General features: G+C 64.4%; 16 protein-coding genes. 5 read left to right on the top strand and 11 right to left on the bottom strand.

All coding sequences use genetic code 11. The annotated features are described in order from the left end of the window. Positions 1-15 precede the first annotated feature (15 nt). Positions 16-528, top strand: a complete 513-nt coding sequence (locus F2P46_RS10750; protein ID WP_166888718.1) for a hypothetical protein — start codon at positions 16-18, stop codon at positions 526-528. Here F2P46_RS10750 and F2P46_RS10755 read toward each other — a convergent pair. The 5 genes from F2P46_RS10755 to F2P46_RS10775 form a co-directional block, all read right to left on the bottom strand. Continuing rightward, the gene (locus F2P46_RS10755) at positions 521-1,525 is read right to left on the bottom strand and encodes a YbhN family protein (RefSeq protein WP_166888721.1); all 1,005 of its coding nucleotides are present in this window, start codon (positions 1,523-1,525) and stop codon (positions 521-523) included. The genes F2P46_RS10750 and F2P46_RS10755 overlap by 8 nt on opposite strands. Next, on the bottom strand, positions 1,522-2,184 hold the full coding sequence (locus F2P46_RS10760; protein WP_166888724.1) for a zinc dependent phospholipase C family protein: 663 nt from the start codon (positions 2,182-2,184) through the stop codon (positions 1,522-1,524). Before F2P46_RS10760 ends, F2P46_RS10755 begins: the two co-directional genes overlap by 4 nt. A 7-nt stretch (positions 2,185-2,191) precedes the next feature. Next, a complete protein-coding gene (locus F2P46_RS10765) occupies positions 2,192-2,356 on the bottom strand; it encodes a hypothetical protein (RefSeq protein WP_166888727.1) in 165 nt (54 codons plus the stop codon). Further along, entirely contained in the window at positions 2,353-3,804 is a 1,452-nt protein-coding gene (locus F2P46_RS10770; protein WP_166888730.1) for a radical SAM protein, read from the bottom strand. The genes F2P46_RS10765 and F2P46_RS10770 overlap by 4 nt, the downstream gene beginning before the upstream one ends. Before the next feature lie 94 nt (positions 3,805-3,898). Next, positions 3,899-4,216 (bottom strand): metalloregulator ArsR/SmtB family transcription factor, encoded by a 318-nt coding sequence (locus F2P46_RS10775; protein ID WP_166888733.1) that lies wholly within the window; start codon positions 4,214-4,216, stop codon positions 3,899-3,901. Between the two features lie 130 nt (positions 4,217-4,346). On the opposite strand from F2P46_RS10775, the gene F2P46_RS10780 reads away from it, so the two are divergent. Together F2P46_RS10780 and ubiG are read left to right on the top strand one after the other, a co-directional pair. Next, entirely contained in the window at positions 4,347-4,724 is a 378-nt protein-coding gene (locus F2P46_RS10780; protein WP_166888736.1) for a DUF393 domain-containing protein, read from the top strand. 33 nt (positions 4,725-4,757) lie between these two features. Next, positions 4,758-5,480: a bifunctional 2-polyprenyl-6-hydroxyphenol methylase/3-demethylubiquinol 3-O-methyltransferase UbiG gene (ubiG, locus tag F2P46_RS10785; protein WP_166888739.1), complete on the top strand. Its 723-nt coding sequence runs from the start codon at positions 4,758-4,760 to the stop codon at positions 5,478-5,480. A gap of 11 nt (positions 5,481-5,491) precedes the next feature. Here the strand turns inward: ubiG and F2P46_RS10790 are convergent, their stop codons facing one another. Continuing rightward, positions 5,492-6,130, bottom strand: a complete 639-nt coding sequence (locus F2P46_RS10790) for a hypothetical protein (protein ID WP_166888742.1) — start codon at positions 6,128-6,130, stop codon at positions 5,492-5,494. A gap of 36 nt (positions 6,131-6,166) precedes the next feature. Then, entirely contained in the window at positions 6,167-6,985 is an 819-nt protein-coding gene (locus tag F2P46_RS10795; protein WP_166888745.1) for an alpha/beta hydrolase, read from the bottom strand. A gap of 217 nt (positions 6,986-7,202) precedes the next feature. Here F2P46_RS10795 and F2P46_RS10800 point away from each other — a divergent pair, with 217 nt between their 5' ends. Then, the gene (locus F2P46_RS10800; protein ID WP_166888748.1) at positions 7,203-7,649 is read left to right on the top strand and encodes a hypothetical protein; all 447 of its coding nucleotides are present in this window, start codon (positions 7,203-7,205) and stop codon (positions 7,647-7,649) included. Between the two features lie 10 nt (positions 7,650-7,659). Here F2P46_RS10800 and F2P46_RS10805 read toward each other — a convergent pair whose 3' ends face one another. Both F2P46_RS10805 and F2P46_RS10810 read right to left on the bottom strand, forming a co-directional pair. After that, positions 7,660-8,907, bottom strand: a complete 1,248-nt coding sequence (locus F2P46_RS10805; RefSeq protein ID WP_166888750.1) for a hypothetical protein — start codon at positions 8,905-8,907, stop codon at positions 7,660-7,662. Positions 8,908-9,066: 159 nt separating this feature from the next. After that, the gene (locus tag F2P46_RS10810) at positions 9,067-10,440 is read right to left on the bottom strand and encodes a hypothetical protein (protein ID WP_166888753.1); all 1,374 of its coding nucleotides are present in this window, start codon (positions 10,438-10,440) and stop codon (positions 9,067-9,069) included. A gap of 120 nt (positions 10,441-10,560) precedes the next feature. Here F2P46_RS10810 and F2P46_RS10815 point away from each other — a divergent pair, with 120 nt between their 5' ends. After that, positions 10,561-12,015 (top strand): FAD-binding oxidoreductase, encoded by a 1,455-nt coding sequence (locus F2P46_RS10815; RefSeq protein ID WP_166888755.1) that lies wholly within the window; start codon positions 10,561-10,563, stop codon positions 12,013-12,015. Here the strand turns inward: F2P46_RS10815 and F2P46_RS10820 are convergent. Continuing rightward, positions 11,984-12,511 carry a hypothetical protein gene (locus F2P46_RS10820; protein ID WP_166888758.1) on the bottom strand — a complete coding sequence of 176 codons (528 nt, stop codon included), beginning with the start codon at positions 12,509-12,511 and terminating at the stop codon, positions 11,984-11,986. The genes F2P46_RS10815 and F2P46_RS10820 overlap by 32 nt on opposite strands. Before the next feature lie 1,522 nt (positions 12,512-14,033). Then, positions 14,034-15,128 (bottom strand): metallophosphoesterase, encoded by a 1,095-nt coding sequence (locus tag F2P46_RS37610; protein ID WP_229509221.1) that lies wholly within the window; start codon positions 15,126-15,128, stop codon positions 14,034-14,036. Between the last annotated feature and the right edge of the window lie 21 nt (positions 15,129-15,149).

Consider the following 15,149-nt stretch of genomic DNA (forward strand, 5'->3'; position numbering starts at 1 on the left):
GCCGGCGGCATCTATATGATGCTGTTGCTTGCCATCCTGGCGGTGCAGAAGACGCAGGACGGGCTGGCGCCCGAACTGCTGTGGATGTGCCACGTGACCAGCACCATGCTGGCGCTGGGCCTGATCGCCAATGCCGCGCCGCTGATCGTCACTGGTTTCCTGTGCCAGGGGGCCATCGCCTTGCCGGCCTACGTGCTGCATGTGGCGGCCGGCGGCCATACCTCGCTCGCCTCGTTCCTGTTGCATGCGTCGGCGCCGGTGCTGGGGGCGCTGGCGTGGCGCGGCAAGCGCATGTCCGCCGCCGTTCCGTGGGTCGCGCTGGCGATCTACCAACTGCTCGTTGCGCTCAGCCAGGCGTTCACGCCCGACAGCATGAACATCAACCTGGCGTTTCGCCCTTGGGACCCGCTGGCCGGTTTCCTCCCGTCGGGCTGGCCGATACGGGCGTTGAACCTGGTGCTGATGCTGGTGCAGTTGCATGCGGCGCGCTGGCTCTGGAACCGCACCGTGCCGGCGAGCGTTAGCTGAACACCTTGGGCAGCTTCCACGCGCCCGCCAGGCGGAACTCGCGCGCCAGCACCAGCGCGCCGGGAACGGCCACCAGATACCAGCACAGCACGCGCAAGGTTACCGCCACGGCCATGCCCTGCGGCGTGAGCGCGGAATCGAGCATGTAGCTGGTTGCCACCTCGGCCACGCCGATCGCCCCCGGCACCGGGGCCAGGTAGGCGATCATCAGGCTGGTCGAAAAAATGGTCAGCGCTTGCAGCCAGGTCAGCGTAAAGCCAAAGTGGGTGGCCAGCAGCGACCCGATCGCCACGTAGGTCAGCAAAAAGACCACCGACGCCAGGTGGCACACCAGGTGCTGGACATCGGTCGACTTGCCGATGGCGGAAATGGCATGCGCGCTCTGGCCGATACCGAGCAGGATCTTTTGCCACAAGCCGCCATCTTTCATGGCGCCGGCGCGCCGTTCGGTCCAGCGCATCACCGGCCCCGGGAAAAACGCCATCAGCGCCAGCAGCAGCGCTATGCCCAGCAGCGGGGCGGTCAGCAGCGGCAGGCCGACCTGCAAGGGCGCCGGCAGGGCAATGGCGTGGCCGAAGGTGAGCGTGACGCACGAGACGAGGCAAATCCACAAGGTCATGTAGATGCTCTTGCTGACCGACGCAGCGAGCGCATGCGGCATCGGCACGCCCTGGCGCCCGAGCACGAACATCATGGCCGGCGTGTGCAGTTCGGCGCTGGGCGTGATGCTGGTGACGAAGTAGCTCACGCAAGTCAGGCGCAGGCCTTGTGCAAAGCGCAGCGGATGGCCGAGCACCGCGAGCATGCTGCGCAGGCGGATCCAGTCCAGCATATAGAACAGGCAGGTCAGGGCGGCAAGGCCGAGCCACAAGGTCGGGGGAATGGTGCCGATCAGGGCCAGCACGCCACCGAGGCTGGCGCCGCTGGCATGCGAGAAAAAGCGCACGGTCAGGTAGACGGTCAACGCGAACAATACGGCAAACAGGATCTTTTTCACGAGCGGGTCGCTTCGATGAAGGTCAGGTAGACCGCCGCCAGGTGACCGGCGGCGGTGGGGATGATGTGTTCGGCCTGGGCGGCGAATTTGGCGCGCGTGAGCGAGCGACGCAGGCCGAGCCGCTTGAGCAGGCGCCCCCAGTGGTGGTTGGTGCGGTCGGGCGCGAAGCGCTGCGTGAATGCGGCCAGGCCGGCGGCGGCATCATGCGCGCTGGCATACTGGCGCGGCACGTCGAAGGGTAGCGCCGCCAGGTGCGCGCCATTGGCTTCGACGTACCACTCGTAGCCGTCGGTCAGGTGCGCCACGCGGCTGGCGTGGACCGGGCAGGCCATGTCGATCACCAGGTGTGAGGCCATCCCCAGTTGCACGAAGGCGCGCGCGTGCTGGCCGGCGCGCCATGCCGTCACTGCACGGTCGACATAGTCCTGCGCCTTGGCCGGGGCGCTCGCCGTCAGGAAGGGAATGAAGCCGCCACCGAGATGGCGGCCGGAAAAATGACTGAGCGACCAGTGCTCCCGGATTTTTCGACGGCGCGCCATCCAGGTGATGTCTTCGCGGATCGCGCCCAGCACCAGCGCATCGTGGAAGCGGTTGAACCAGGGGTCGTCCAGCTTGCGCACGGCCAGGCCGATCACCAGCTGCAAACCGTTGTATCTCACTTGTATCTCACTTGTCCACTGCCGCCTGGTAGCGCGCCAGCAGGGCAAGCAGCTCGCCATACCGGCGCTGGCCGCCGTGGTCCCGGCAGAACTGCGCGACGTGCGCGAGGAACAGGGGAATGGCTTCTTCCGGCAGGTCGAGCGCGCGCAAGATGTCCTGCTGGTCGTTCATGCGACGCTCAGCCGGCCGCTGCCCAGGGTGGCCACCGGGGCGCCGGGCGCCACCGAAAAGCGCGTGTCGCGGTCGCGGTACAGGATGTTGTAGGCGCAGGAAGGCACGTTGCGCCCGTCCGGCTCGCGGATGCCCACGCAGCACTGGCGTATGCGGTCGGTATCGAAGGTTTCTTCGTCCATGTGCGAGTGCACGTAGATCGCTTTCGAACTCTGTTCGCCGATGCGCATGCGCTGTTCGGTCGACAGCCCGGGCGCGAACATACGCGCCAGCAGGCCCTTGAGGGTAGAGAGGATCATGTCGCTGTCGGGGCTTTCCATTTCGCCGGCCCACAGGCGCGTGATGACGTCCTGCAGGCGCAGTTCCACCTGCGGGGTCGGTTCCAGGTACAGCGTGCCGGTCAGCAGCGCGCGCAGGTCGGCGCGTTCCATGAAGCGGGTGAACGGCAGCCAGCGGCCGTCGTCCAGGCGCAGCATGTAGGTGATCAGGTAGCACATCGGATGGCTCGATGGGGATGGCACGAAGTCGCTGATGCGCAGCGCGCCGCCGGTCTGCTGTTCCAGGTCGGCCAGCACGTCGTAGGTGGTGTAGCGGCCGCGCCGGTCGAAGCGCGAGCCGCCCTGGCCGGTGAAGGTCATCGTGTGCAGTTCGACGCTGCGGATGAAGTCTTTTTCCAGCGCCAGCTTTACAAACGCACCCACTTCATGGTCGTTGCTGCCGCGTGCCAGCACCGGCAGCAGGGTGGTGTCGACCTTGTATTTTTCGAGCAGGGCCAGCACCCGCATCTTCGCCTGGTAGAAATTCCCGCCCAACATGTCGATATTCGTCCCCGGCGTGAACGAGTCGAACGACAGCACGATGCGCGCGTCCAGCGCGGCCAGCCGTTCGAGCAGCCATTCATCCTTGAGAAAACGCAGGCCGTGGGTGGAGATGGTGATGCGGTTGATGCCTTCGGCGTGGCACAGTTCCACCAGCCGCTCGAAGTCGGGATGCTGGGTCGGTTCGCCCCCGGTCAGGTTGATCATGCGGTTGCTCGGGTCAGCCCGCCGCATGTGCCCGAGGATGGCGCGCAGCTGGTCCTGCGACATGTGGAAGGCGCCTTCGTTGCGGTTATGCGTGTAGCAGATCGGGCAATCGAGATTGCAGGCCGAGGTGATCGGCACGATCGGCAGCAGGACCTGCTGTTCGTGGCTGGTGCAGGGGCCGCAGTCGAACGGGCAGCCCTGGCTGGCCGGCGCGGCGTCCGTGGGCGGCGTGAGCACCGGCGCCTCGTTCATCATGGCGTCGTACCAGGGGGCGTTGGAAGAGACGATGACTTCTTCCGAGCCGTGCTGCGGGCAGCGCTTGCGCATGACCACGCGGCCCTCGCTGCGCCAGATGGTGGCGTCGACGCTGCGTTTGCAGGTCGAACACAGGCTTGTCGTTGCGCGTACCAGTTCGTCGCTCATTGAGATTCACTTGGCAAATGCCGGACCAATCCGGAGATGTGCTGTGATTGTAATGGCAACGGCGTCAATCGCATAGCGGCTGATCGCGGAAGGTTTACTCCTTGGGCGCCTTCTTGCGCGCCAGCGCGCGGCTTTCCTGCTTGAGCTCTTGCGAGACCGGGCACACCGCCTGCATGAACGAGGCCAGCGTATTGGCCAGGTTGTCGCCCTGCAGGCGGTAGAACACGAATTGCCCGCGCTTGTCGCTGGCGATCAGGCCCGCCGATTCGAGGATGCGCAGGTGTTTCGACAACGATGGCTTGGTCATCTCGAAGCGCGTCGCGATCTCGCCGGCCGACAGCTCCGTTTCGGACAGGTAGGCCAGGATTTTGCGGCGTGGGGTCGAGGCCAGGGCGGCGAAGATTTGATCCATGATGTGCGGTGCGCCTGGTGGACGATAAAACGCCATGATACACCATGCTTTCCTAATTAGATAATTAGCTAGTTAGCTAAATATAGTGCATAATGGCCGTACCGACCCACTTTCCGATTGCGAGAACGCCATGCCAACTCCCGAGCCAGCGGCCACCGAGGCTGTCGTTTACTACAACAGCGCCTGTCCGGTGTGCGATGCAGGCATACGGGGCCAGCGTGACCGCATGCAGGGCTGCGCCATCGAGTGGCGCGATGTGCATGCCGAACCCGAACTGGCCGCGCAGCTGGGCATCGATATCGAAGCGCTGCGTGAGCGCCTGCATGTGCGAGACGCCAGCGGGCGCATGCTGGTCGGCGACCAGGCCTTTGCCGCGCTGTGGGCGGCCACGCCGGGGCAGCGGCCGCTGGCGCGCCTGGTGCGCTCGATGCACTGGCTGGCAGGGCCGCTGTACAAGGTTCTCGCGCGCCTGCTGTATCGCTGGAACCGCTGGCGCGGCAACTGGTAATCCCTCATTAAGATCACTTTATGGAGCACGACCATGCACACACCGACTTCCGGGCTTCACCCGAACGCCGACCCGGCCGAACTGGAGCGCTTCAACAATCTCGCCACGCGCTGGTGGGACGAGCAGTCCGAGTTCAAGCCGCTGCACCGCATCAACCCGCACCGGCTGGAATGGATCGATTCGCTGTGCTCCCTGGCCGGCAGGCAGGTGCTCGATGTCGGCTGCGGCGGCGGCATCCTGGCCGAATCGATGGCGCGCCGCAGCGCCAGTGTCACCGGCATCGACCTGGCCGAGAAGCCTTTGCAGATCGCGCGCTGGCATGCGCAGGGCCAGCAGGTCGATGTGAACTACGCCTACAGCAGCGCCGAGGCATGGGCGGACGGGCACGCGGCGCAGTACGACGTGATCACGTGCATGGAGATGCTGGAGCACGTGCCGCAACCGGCGGCGGTGATCGAGGCCTGCGCGGCGCTGGTCAAGCCGGGTGGCTGGGTGTTTTTTTCGACGATCAACCGCAACCCGCTCAGTTATCTGATGGCGATCGTCGGCGTGGAATATGTGCTGCGCATCCTGCCGGTTGGAACGCATCAATACAGCCGCCTGATCAAGCCGGCGGAACTGACCGGCATGGCGCGCAACGCCGGCCTGGTGCTGGCCGACCAGCGCGGCTTGGGCTACAACCCGCTGACCCAGCGCTTTCGCCTGCACCGGTTCATGGGCGTGGGTTATCTGCTTGCCATGCAAAAGGCCGCGTAAGCCTTGATTCGCTATGTCCTTGGGGCCAGCAGCGGATGTTCTTTTAGCGCCGCCAGAAAGTCCAGGTGACGGTGGCGTGTAATGCGCTTGTTGCGCGCGTATGGTGCCAGTGCGACATCGATATCCTGGCAGCCGTTCCGGATCAGGCAAATGGCGATGACCGGCAGCGGATACGCGTAATGATCCGGATAGGCGAGAACGTCCTCGATCAAACCGTCGCTGATGGCGAGCAGGCGCTCCATCTTGGGAATATGCCATTTGGCCAGGCGCTCGATGATTTCGCCACAGGTCCTGTCGATATCCATGCCGTCGTGCACCCGCACCACGCCGCCGATATCGGGACTGAATTCCTTGCGTTCCTCCGACAATGAATTGAAGCTCATGGTGGCGCAATTGAGCAGATTGCTGGCGTACGGCAGTGCCAGGCCGGCCAGCACCTCGTGCACGACGCCGCCGGTGATCTCGCAGGCCACATACACGCCGCCGGCGTTGCGCAGGTAGTCGAATGTCAGCTCGCCGAGGTGCTGTTTCGTGTCTTTGTCCAGCATCTTGATACCGTTCTTGAGTGGCTTGAGCAGCGCGATATCGGAACCCGGTTCGCCGAGCCGCGCGGCAAGCGTCGCCTTGAATTGCAGTTTGGTGGTGTTCAATGAGGTGGTATCCCGTAAGGTAAAAAGAGCGCAGCGTCATTCGGCGGGCGGCAGAAACGGCGTCACCATGTCCGCCCAGTGGGCTTGCCAGCAGCAGGAGTGGCCAAAGCCCGCAACTACCGTGACAGGCGGGCGCGCCGAAGCCGGGAAGCGCGCCGCGTACGCCGCCAGCACGGCCGGCGGCACCACATCGTCACCGGCGCCCACCCAGTGCTGCTGCGGCACGCGTGCCAGCCGCGCGGCGTGGTCGGCGGGATTGAAGGAGGCGGTCAGCGGCGACAGGTGCTGCAGGCGCGCCCATTCCACGGTATCGAGATTGGCGGCGACCGTCAGCAGCAAGGCCACGTCGGCGCGACGCGCGGCCAGCAGCGCGGCCACGGCGCCGCCGCCGGAGTAGCCCACCAACACCAGGCGTCGCGCGCCGGCGTGCCGCATCAACTGGTCGAGCGCGCCGTTCATGCTGTCGATTACCTCGGGGCCGTAGCGCGCATCGGTCCACAGCGCGCTGCGGCAGGCTGCGGGCAGGGTAGTCCCCTGGAACTGGCATGGCCGCGCCAGATACGCCACCGCGCCATGCGGATGGCGCAGCGCCAGTTGCAGCGCCACCGGATGGACGGGCGTGGGATCGGGCGAGGCGGCGGTGGCGCTCAGCCACGCCAGGCCGTCGCCTTCCAGGTACACGGTCAGCGTTGTCGCCGCCGGTGACGCAGGGCGGTAGACGGTGAGGGCGAAATCGCCCGCCTGGACGGAGTGGCGTTGCCAGCGCGCCGCAGCGGCCAACGCGTCTGCCTGCTGCAAGCGCCGGCCCGGATCGACGCCGGCGCACGCGCTCAGCAGTCCGGCAAGTGAAAGCATGGACAGTCGTGCCAAGAGGCGCACAAGCGCTTGATTAAGTAACATTATCCGGTTCTTCGACCATGACGCAGAGGATGATGATTGTATGCCGGTTCAAGCGCCGAAGCTGACATCGGCGGTGTGGGTCGGCCTGCCGGTTTGAAGGCGCAGGCCGGTATGTACAGGGGCGCTGTTTGCCCGCATACTCGGCGTTTGGACAAGACTATGAAAACGAGCGATGATGACGACACCGGACAATCCTTACGCGCCCCTTGCGCCGCTACCGGCGCGGCGGGTTAATACGCGCCTGCGCGGCTTGTCGTATGCGCTCGCGGCGTTCTTCGCGGTCCACTTGCTGTTGGTCCTGGTGGCTTTGGTGCTCAATCCCACCTACTACGTTACGCTGGCGGGCAAGAGCATTGTGTCATGCCTCTTTTTGGTGACCACGGTGATCGGATGCATCAACATGTATATCGGCGCAATGATGCTCGTTATGGGGCGCTGGCGCGGGCGCCTGCAGATGGTGTTCACCAGCGCGTTTTATAGTTTGCTCATATCGGCTGCAACCTGGTGGCCCAACAATGGTGCGATCGTGCTGGGCATCAGCGGCCTCGTTCTGGCGGCGGCGGGCGCATGGTTGGCTCGCGTGGCACAGCGGGATCTGCGAGGGAGCGGCCTCCTTTAGGCCGCGGGCATCAAGGAGTTGCGCCGACCAGCGCGCGCAGCTTTTCCGATGCGTCGTAGCGGCACTCGGCCGCGATGTGGGCGGGCAGGCAGCCCCATTCCATCAGCATCTCGACGGCCTGGCGGCGACAAATGCTGCATGGGTTGGTGCGATAGACCCATTGCGCCACCCCAGCCAGCGCTGGCGACCTGGCGCTGGTGCAGAGGTCGACCGCGCTGCTTCCGAGGGCATGCGCTTCGTCGCCGTCGACCGACTGGCGTTCCAGGGCGGCCAGGATCAGCGTTTCATCGCCTGGCTGAAAATTGTTCTTGAATAGCTCGAGTTCCTCGGAAAATTCGCTCGAAAACAGCGGATCGCCGAGACGTTCGCGACCCAGTGCGTACACGCGCGGGTCGCTGAGGTTCGACAGCGCCATGACAGCCGCGTTGCGCACCTTGGTTGCACTGTGGCTGGCTAGTTCCCATACGTGTTCGTCGAGGTACGGTAGCGTCGCCCGTCTGAATATCCACAACAGCTTTTCAGAAACCTTGGGATCGGGTTCAACACGCAGATGGTCGAGGATGCGGATCAAGTCTTCCTCGCCTGCCCAGCGGCCGAACAGCAGAAAAAGCCCGCGTCCGGCCGACTTGCGGGTAGCGGCGGCCAGGATGGTGTCGCACGGGTTTCTCACCATGAACTCCTCGCCGCGTCGCTTGTCGCGCGCAGCCTGGCTTTCGTGCGACCGGTCGTGCACGGCGTCGCTAGCGATCCGTGCTTCCTCCCTGGCGACGTAGGCGGCGACTGCCTCGTCGCCAGCCGCCACCCGTTTCAGTTCAGCGAACACGGTGTCGAAGGAGATCATGTGGTCAATCAAACGATCGACCGTATCGACCCAGGCATCGGGGTCTTGCTGGACGACCCTTCCAAGGAGCCGCGCCATCTCGAGCACGGCGGGAATGCCGTCGAGGGCGCAGATGTCAGTGGCGCCGAGAACGGTGGCGGCGGAAAAGGTTTGCGCCCAGACGAAGTTGCGCAAGGCGGATGCGGCCTGAAGGTCGCCATTGCGGCCCATCAGGCTGGCCAGTTCGCGCAGTTGGTCGCCATCGCGGTCATCCGCGCTGTTGGCCAGCGCCGCCAGGATCGGATCGACGAACCGGGGGTATGCCGACGTGCCTTTGAACAGGCTGTACATCCAGTCGGCGCGGCTGCCCTCGCACTGACGGTCGAAGCACTGGTCTTCGAGGCAGGCGGCCAGTACCAGGTCTTCTACGCCGTCCATGCCGTGCTCGCGCAAGTGCATCACGACGGCGCCGCGCCCGTGCCGTAGGGCGATGGCGAATGCCTCGCGCGCGAGTTCGGTCGATTGAATGGTTCACTCCAAAAGTTCAACAGGAAAGCGTGCATTGTAAGCCACGCGCGGCTGCCGGCAAGGCGGGTGTCAGAATGCCTTGTGCATCAGCGCGCGCAGTTCGTCCGAGGCGTCGTAGCGGCATTCGGTCGCGATGTGCGCGGGCAGGCAGTCCCATTCCAGCAGCATCTCGACGGCATGGCGGCGGCAAATGGTGCAAGGACTGGTACGGTAAACCCATAGCGCCACCCCGGCCAGCGCTGGCGACCTGGCCTCGGTGCACAGCTGCACGGCGTAGTAGCAAAGGTTGTATGCATCTTCCCCGTCGACCGACTGGCGTTCCAGCGCGCCCAGGATCAGCGTTTCATCGCCTGGCTCGAAATTTAGGTCGAATCGTTGGAGCTCGTGCGCAGATTTGCACGAAAATGCAGGATCGCCAACGCGTTGCCGCGCCAGTTCGCGCAGGCGGGGATCGCTAAGGCAATACATTGCCGTTTTCGCCGCTTGGCGTACGCCGGGCGAGTTGTGGTTGGCGAGTTCCCAGACACGGTCGTCGAGGCAGGTCAGTGTCCCGCTGGAGAATACGTGCAGTAAGTTCTCGCATGCTTGCGGGTCGCTTTCGACACGCAGATGGTCGAGCACGCGGTCCAGGTCCTCCTTGCTTGCCCGCCGGCCGAACTCCTGGAACTGGTAATGGTCGCTCGACTTGCAGGAGGCTGCCGCCAGGATGACCTCGACCGGGTTTCTGCGCATGAATCTCTGAACGCGTTTCGGCTTACCCGCAACCCGCGCCGCATGCGCGTAATCGGACCGGGCGAATCGCGCGTAGTCGCGCTCTTGCTCGGCGACGTAGGCCGCGATTGCCTCGTCGCCGACCGCAAGCCCTTTTAGTTGGGCCATCACGGTATCGAAGACGAGGGAGTTGTCAATCAGGAATCCAAGCAACTCGACACACACATCGGCGTCTAGCTGGATAACCGTTCCGAGGCGCCGTACCATTTCGACCACGGCAGGCATGCCGTCGATTGCGGTGAGATCCGCGGCGCCGATAATGTCCGGTCCGGAGAAGTCCTGCGCCCAGACGAAGCTGCGCAGTGCGTCCGCAGCCTGCGCGTCGCCATCGCGGGCCATCAGTCCTGCCAGTGCGCGCAGGTGGTCGCCATCGGTATTACGCAGGCTGTGGGGGACTGCCGCCACGATCGCGTCCACGAAGCGCGGGTAAGCCGGCGTGCCCTTGAACAGGCTGTACATCCACGGGGCGCGGCTGCCCTCGCACTGGCTCTCGATGCATTGTTCTTCGAGGCAGGCCGCCAGCACCAGGTCCTCGACATCGTCCATCCCGTGCGCGCGCAAGTGCATCACGACGGAGCCGCGCCCGTGCCGGAGGGCGATGGCGAATGCTTCGCGGGAGAGTTTGCTCGATTGAATGGGCGGCTCCAAAAAGTCCAACACACGTGCCTTCATTGTACGCGGCGCCAACGCGGCGCTACCTTTGGTAGCGTCGGGCGGCACCCGAACGGAAGCGGTTGGCCTGCGTGCTCCCCGCTGCAATAATCATTCGGTCGCCTTCCCTGAGAACCCGCCATGAACCATTCCAACGACTTCCCATTAGTGAACGATGTCCATTCCGGCCTGAACGCCACCCGCGTGGCGGATATTATCGCTCCGCGCAACGTGGCCGGCATCAGCGCGGCAATCGCCCACGCCGCCGAGCACAATCTGCCGGTGGCCATTTGCGGCGCGCGCCATGCGATGGGAGGGCAGCAGTTCGGCGAAGCGGCCCTGCTGCTCGACATGCGCCACATGAACCGCGTGCTCGACTTCGACGACGTCAACGGCCTGATCGAAGTGGAGGGCGGCATGCAGTGGCCGGCCTTGATCGACTATCTGCACGCGGCGCCACAAGGAAAAGCCCACGGCTGGAGCATCCGCCAGAAGCAGACCGGCGCCGACGCGCTCACCCTGGGCGGCTGCCTGTCGGCCAACGTGCATGGACGCGGCCTGCGCATGGCGCCCTTCATCGCCGACGTCGAAGCGTTCAAGCTGGTCGACGCCCAAGGCACGCTGCATCATTGCAGCCGCCAGCGCCACCCCTTGTTGTTCAACCTGGCCATTGGCGGCTATGGCCTGTTCGGCGTAATCGCCAGCGTCACCCTGCGCCTGGCGCCACGGCGCAAGATGCGAAGGGACGTGAGCGTGATCGGTCTCGATGACTTGCCGGCCGCCTTCGGGCAGCGCATCGACGCCGGCTACGTCTACGGCGATTTTCAGTTCGCAATCGACCCGGCCAGCAGCGACTTCATGCAGCGCGGCGTGTTCTCGTGCTACCTGCCGGTGGACGATGCGACGCCGCTCGGCGCGGCCGGCAAGGACCTGTCGGAACAGGACTGGCGCGCCCTGCTGGAACTAGCCCACACCCACAAGACGGACGCCTTCGCGCAGTACGCCGCGCACTACCTGTCCACCGACGGCCAGGTGGCCTGGAGCGATCGGCTCCAGCAAAGCACCTACCCGGACGGCTACCACCGCGCCATCGACCGCAAGCTGGGACACTGCGGTTCGGAGATGATCGGTGAGCTGTACGTGCCGCGCGAGCGCCTGTGCGACTTCATGCGCGAGGCCGCGGCCGACTTTCGCCAGCATGGCGTGGACCTGATCTACGGTACCATCCGCCTGATCGAAGCGGACCGCGAAAGCTTCCTGCCTTGGGCGCGCCAAGACTACGCCTGCGTCATCTTCAACCTGCACACGGCGCATACGGCGCACGCCATCGAGGCGACCAACGAGACCTTCCGGCGCCTGATCGACCTGGCCATGGCGCGCGGCGGCAGCTATTACCTGACCTATGCGGCAGCGGCCAGCCTGCGCCAGGTGCAGGCCTGCCATCCGGCTTTCGGCGAATTCTTGGAATGGAAAAGGCGTCTCGACCCGCAGCAGCGGTTCCAGAGCAACTGGTACCGCCACTACCGCGACCTGTTCGGCGCGGCAGGCGAGACGCCGCAAACCCTTACTTACCGCCAGGGCAGGAGCCGAAGTTGACCGACTGCTTCGCCGGATACGCGGCCGCTGTGAGCTTATTGGTCACGTCGGTGATGCTCAGGTCTGTCCAGCGCACGCTTTCCAGCACCAGTGTCATCGGACCCGGGCATGGGTTGTGTTTAACTTTTGGCACTTTCAGCGTAATGCAGGCCGACACCGTACCGTACTTGTCGGCTTGGTAGCTGGCCGAGGCGGTAACGGTTTCCTTGATGACCGTATCCTGGCCCGGTGGGCATTTGCCGGCGGGGTTACGGCAGGCGTACGAGGCCGTGACCGTCCCTTTTGCCACATAGCTGACCTTCGTGTCCTTTTTCAGGCCGGTTTCTTTGAAGCAAATTTTCACGTCGCCGGTTTTGGGATCGATTGCCGATGTGACTTTGCCGGAGAACTGAGGTCCGTAGGACTGTTGTGGATTGGTCTGGGCCGCACCTGCCGCGCAAAAAAGCGCCCCGCACACTGCCAGCGTGCTTGCATACTGTTTGACTGATAAATTCATGGTAATGCCCCTTAAAAGTCCCGCTATGAATACTGCTTACGGCTACCTCGCGCAGACGTTTCTGGCGACCAATCGGTCGCTCAGGGCGTTGATGCGCACTCTCAGGGTAGGCCGCTGGGACAGGGGACCTTTGTGCAGACGCACACCTTCTGGTTGATTCAATCGAGCCAGGCCGCAGTAGTCGGGCCGCCTATTTCAGGTAGGCACCGCCGCAGACGACCACATCTTCGTGCGGCTGGCAATACATGGCTTTTGGCTCGGTTTTCTTGCTCACGGGATTAGTGCAACGTGCGCGCACGCAAGGATTGGACGATGTACATTGAAGCTCCCTGGAAAGAGCGCCCGCTTGGCGCAAGGTCCACGCTAGCATCTGTGTGGGTGCGGCGGTACACTCAGCACTGCTTAGTGTCCTGAGTGTCGCGAGCCAGGGCGGGACTTCAGTTAAAGCTCAAGCCGCCGGGATTGGCGTTGGTGACCGTTTTCGCCTTCAGGTCCACCGTAAAGTGATCGCTCGGCTTGGCCGAGCCGAGTCCCTTGAAGATCGAGAACACCTGCTTGAACTGGTCCTGGAACAGCACGTGGACCGGGTTCTGGTCCGACGGCTGGGCGCCCACCCTGACCGGCGCCGCCGGCTTGGCCGGAAACGCCGCCATCAACACCTTGTACATGCGCACCCGCTCCGCGCCCATGTCGCGCAGGGCCAGTTCGCCCGCATACACGGTGCGGTGGAAGTCGCCATGGAAGTCGTAGGCGGTGACGTTGGCAAAGTCGTCCAGTTTCAGGCCCGCCGCTGCCGCCAGCTTGCCGGCGCGGATGGTGGCGTCGGCCCAGTCGGTGGCCAGTTGCACGGCCGGTGCCGGCGTGCCGGCCACCGTCCCCTTGGCCGCGCATGATGCGGTGAGCGGCACGATGCCCGGCGCGTCCTTGAGCTGCGCCAGCGTGACCCTGGTGTCTAACTGCGACAGAATCAGCATCTGCTTCGCGTTCAGGCTGGTCGCCGCTTCCTTCATCTCGCACGGCCAGTATTCATCCATGAAGCGCAGGCGCGACAACTCGCCGAAATAGTAGCGCGTAAATTCGCCGTACGACCTGGTATCGAGGATGGCGTGGTTCCAGCGCTTCTTGATATCGGCCTCGGCGCCGCTGCCTTGCAGGAAGGCGTACTCGCTCTCGTACAGCGCAAAGAGCTCGTTAAAGCGCGGCACGTTGGTCAGGGCCACGGTGCTCACGTCGACCGTGTCGGCATCCTTGTAGGTGACCACCTTGTACGAGGCGCCGTACACGGCCAGCGACGGCGACTGCACATTGACCAGGAAATTACCCGCCGCATCCTGATAGTCGTTGGTGCCGTTAAAGTGCATGTGACCGCCCACATGCAGCCGCAGGCCGGTGGCCGCCAGTGCCGCCGTGGTGGCCGCCGCCGGCACGCGCGCCGTCTGGAACGCGCCCGGCTTGAATACGGCCTTCATGGCGTCGGTCTGGTTGGCGTAGAAATCCATGGTCGGATAGTGCGAGAACGCCATCAATTGCTTGCCTTCCGCCCTGGCGCGCGCGGTGACCGACTTGATCCACGCCATCTGGTGCCGCTTGTGCGTGAGGACCTTGTTCCAGCCCGCGTTGCCGGCGCCATCGAAACCCTTGAACGCCTTCGGCTTGGCCGGGTCGAACGAGGCGTTCGGGATAAACACGTTGGCATCGATCGACAGCAGCCACAAGCCCTTGACCGGCTCGACCAGGTAGCTCGAATCGATGATGTCGCTGCACTTCGTGTAAGGCTTGCCGAGGGCTTTTCGCCGTCGGCCCGGTACATGCCGCCTTCGCCCTCGGCGCACATTTCGAACTGGCGGTTGCGCACGTCGCCGCTGGCCATCGCTTCGGCGTAGCTGTATTTGCCGCCCGGGTAATTGCTGAACGGGGTTTCCCAGTGCAGGTCGGCCTTGTTCGGCATGTAGCCAAAACCGGACAGCTTGGCGATCAACTTTTCATAGCCCATCTCCAGCAGTTCGTTGGTGCAGACGACGGTCGGGTCCTTGGCCTTGCAGGCCGCGTTCCCGCTGGCGAACACCTTCTGCTCCTTGCCGTCCCTGGTCAAAAAATCGCTCTTGCCGGCTTCGTCATCGTCGTACGGCTCGTTGGGGTCGTGATTGCCCGGAGCGATAAAGAAGCGCATGCCCTTGGCCTGGTACTCGTGCAGGATGGCGCTGATGCCGTTGATGTTGATCGGCTGCGCATCGTCCGAATAGTCGCCCGGCAGCGCGACCAGGCGGATGCCCCTGGCGAACGCGTCGTCAAGAGCTGCGCGGAAGGCGAAGTAGTTTTCGTTGAACAGGCGCGTCGAGGTGAGCTGCGCGTACATGGTGCGGATGGTGGCGTTCTTGCCGTCCTTGGTAGGAATGCCGCTGAACTGCGCGCTCTTGAAGTCGCCGTACACGTCTTCGAAATGCACATCCGTCATGAAGGCGACACTGGGCGTCGCGGCCGGCGCCGCCACTGGCGGCGCGATCGGGGCGGGAGCCGGCGCGGCGGCAGGTTCGTCGTCGCTGCTGCAAGCGGCCAGCAGCAACAGCGAGGCGGCGGCCAGGCCAAGGGACGGGCGAACGGAAGGTGTGATTCTCATGCATCGACTCCGGTGGACCGG

The sequence above is a fragment of the Massilia sp. CCM 8734 genome (genome assembly GCF_011682155.1).
In the GTDB taxonomy this organism is placed as follows: domain Bacteria; phylum Pseudomonadota; class Gammaproteobacteria; order Burkholderiales; family Burkholderiaceae_D; genus Telluria_A; species Telluria_A rubra.

Bases quoted from the DNA above. Each gene is read 5' to 3' on its own strand.
- ubiG (WP_166888739.1), top strand. From the start codon at position 4,758: ATGCACACACCGACTTCCGGGCTTCACCCGAACGCCGACCCGGCCGAA.
- F2P46_RS37610 (WP_229509221.1), bottom strand. From the start codon at position 15,128: ATGAGAATCACACCTTCCGTTCGCCCGTCCCTTGGCCTGGCCGCCGCC.
- F2P46_RS10800 (WP_166888748.1), top strand. From the start codon at position 7,203: ATGATGACGACACCGGACAATCCTTACGCGCCCCTTGCGCCGCTACCG.
- F2P46_RS10815 (WP_166888755.1), top strand. From the start codon at position 10,561: ATGAACCATTCCAACGACTTCCCATTAGTGAACGATGTCCATTCCGGC.
- F2P46_RS10770 (WP_166888730.1), bottom strand. From the start codon at position 3,804: ATGAGCGACGAACTGGTACGCGCAACGACAAGCCTGTGTTCGACCTGC.
- F2P46_RS10765 (WP_166888727.1), bottom strand. From the start codon at position 2,356: ATGAACGACCAGCAGGACATCTTGCGCGCGCTCGACCTGCCGGAAGAA.
- F2P46_RS10775 (WP_166888733.1), bottom strand. From the start codon at position 4,216: ATGGATCAAATCTTCGCCGCCCTGGCCTCGACCCCACGCCGCAAAATC.
- F2P46_RS10805 (WP_166888750.1), bottom strand. From the start codon at position 8,907: ATGGACGGCGTAGAAGACCTGGTACTGGCCGCCTGCCTCGAAGACCAG.
- F2P46_RS10795 (WP_166888745.1), bottom strand. From the start codon at position 6,985: ATGCTTTCACTTGCCGGACTGCTGAGCGCGTGCGCCGGCGTCGATCCG.
- F2P46_RS10820 (WP_166888758.1), bottom strand. From the start codon at position 12,511: ATGAATTTATCAGTCAAACAGTATGCAAGCACGCTGGCAGTGTGCGGG.
- F2P46_RS10780 (WP_166888736.1), top strand. From the start codon at position 4,347: ATGCCAACTCCCGAGCCAGCGGCCACCGAGGCTGTCGTTTACTACAAC.
- F2P46_RS10750 (WP_166888718.1), top strand. From the start codon at position 16: ATGATGCTGTTGCTTGCCATCCTGGCGGTGCAGAAGACGCAGGACGGG.
- F2P46_RS10810 (WP_166888753.1), bottom strand. From the start codon at position 10,440: ATGAAGGCACGTGTGTTGGACTTTTTGGAGCCGCCCATTCAATCGAGC.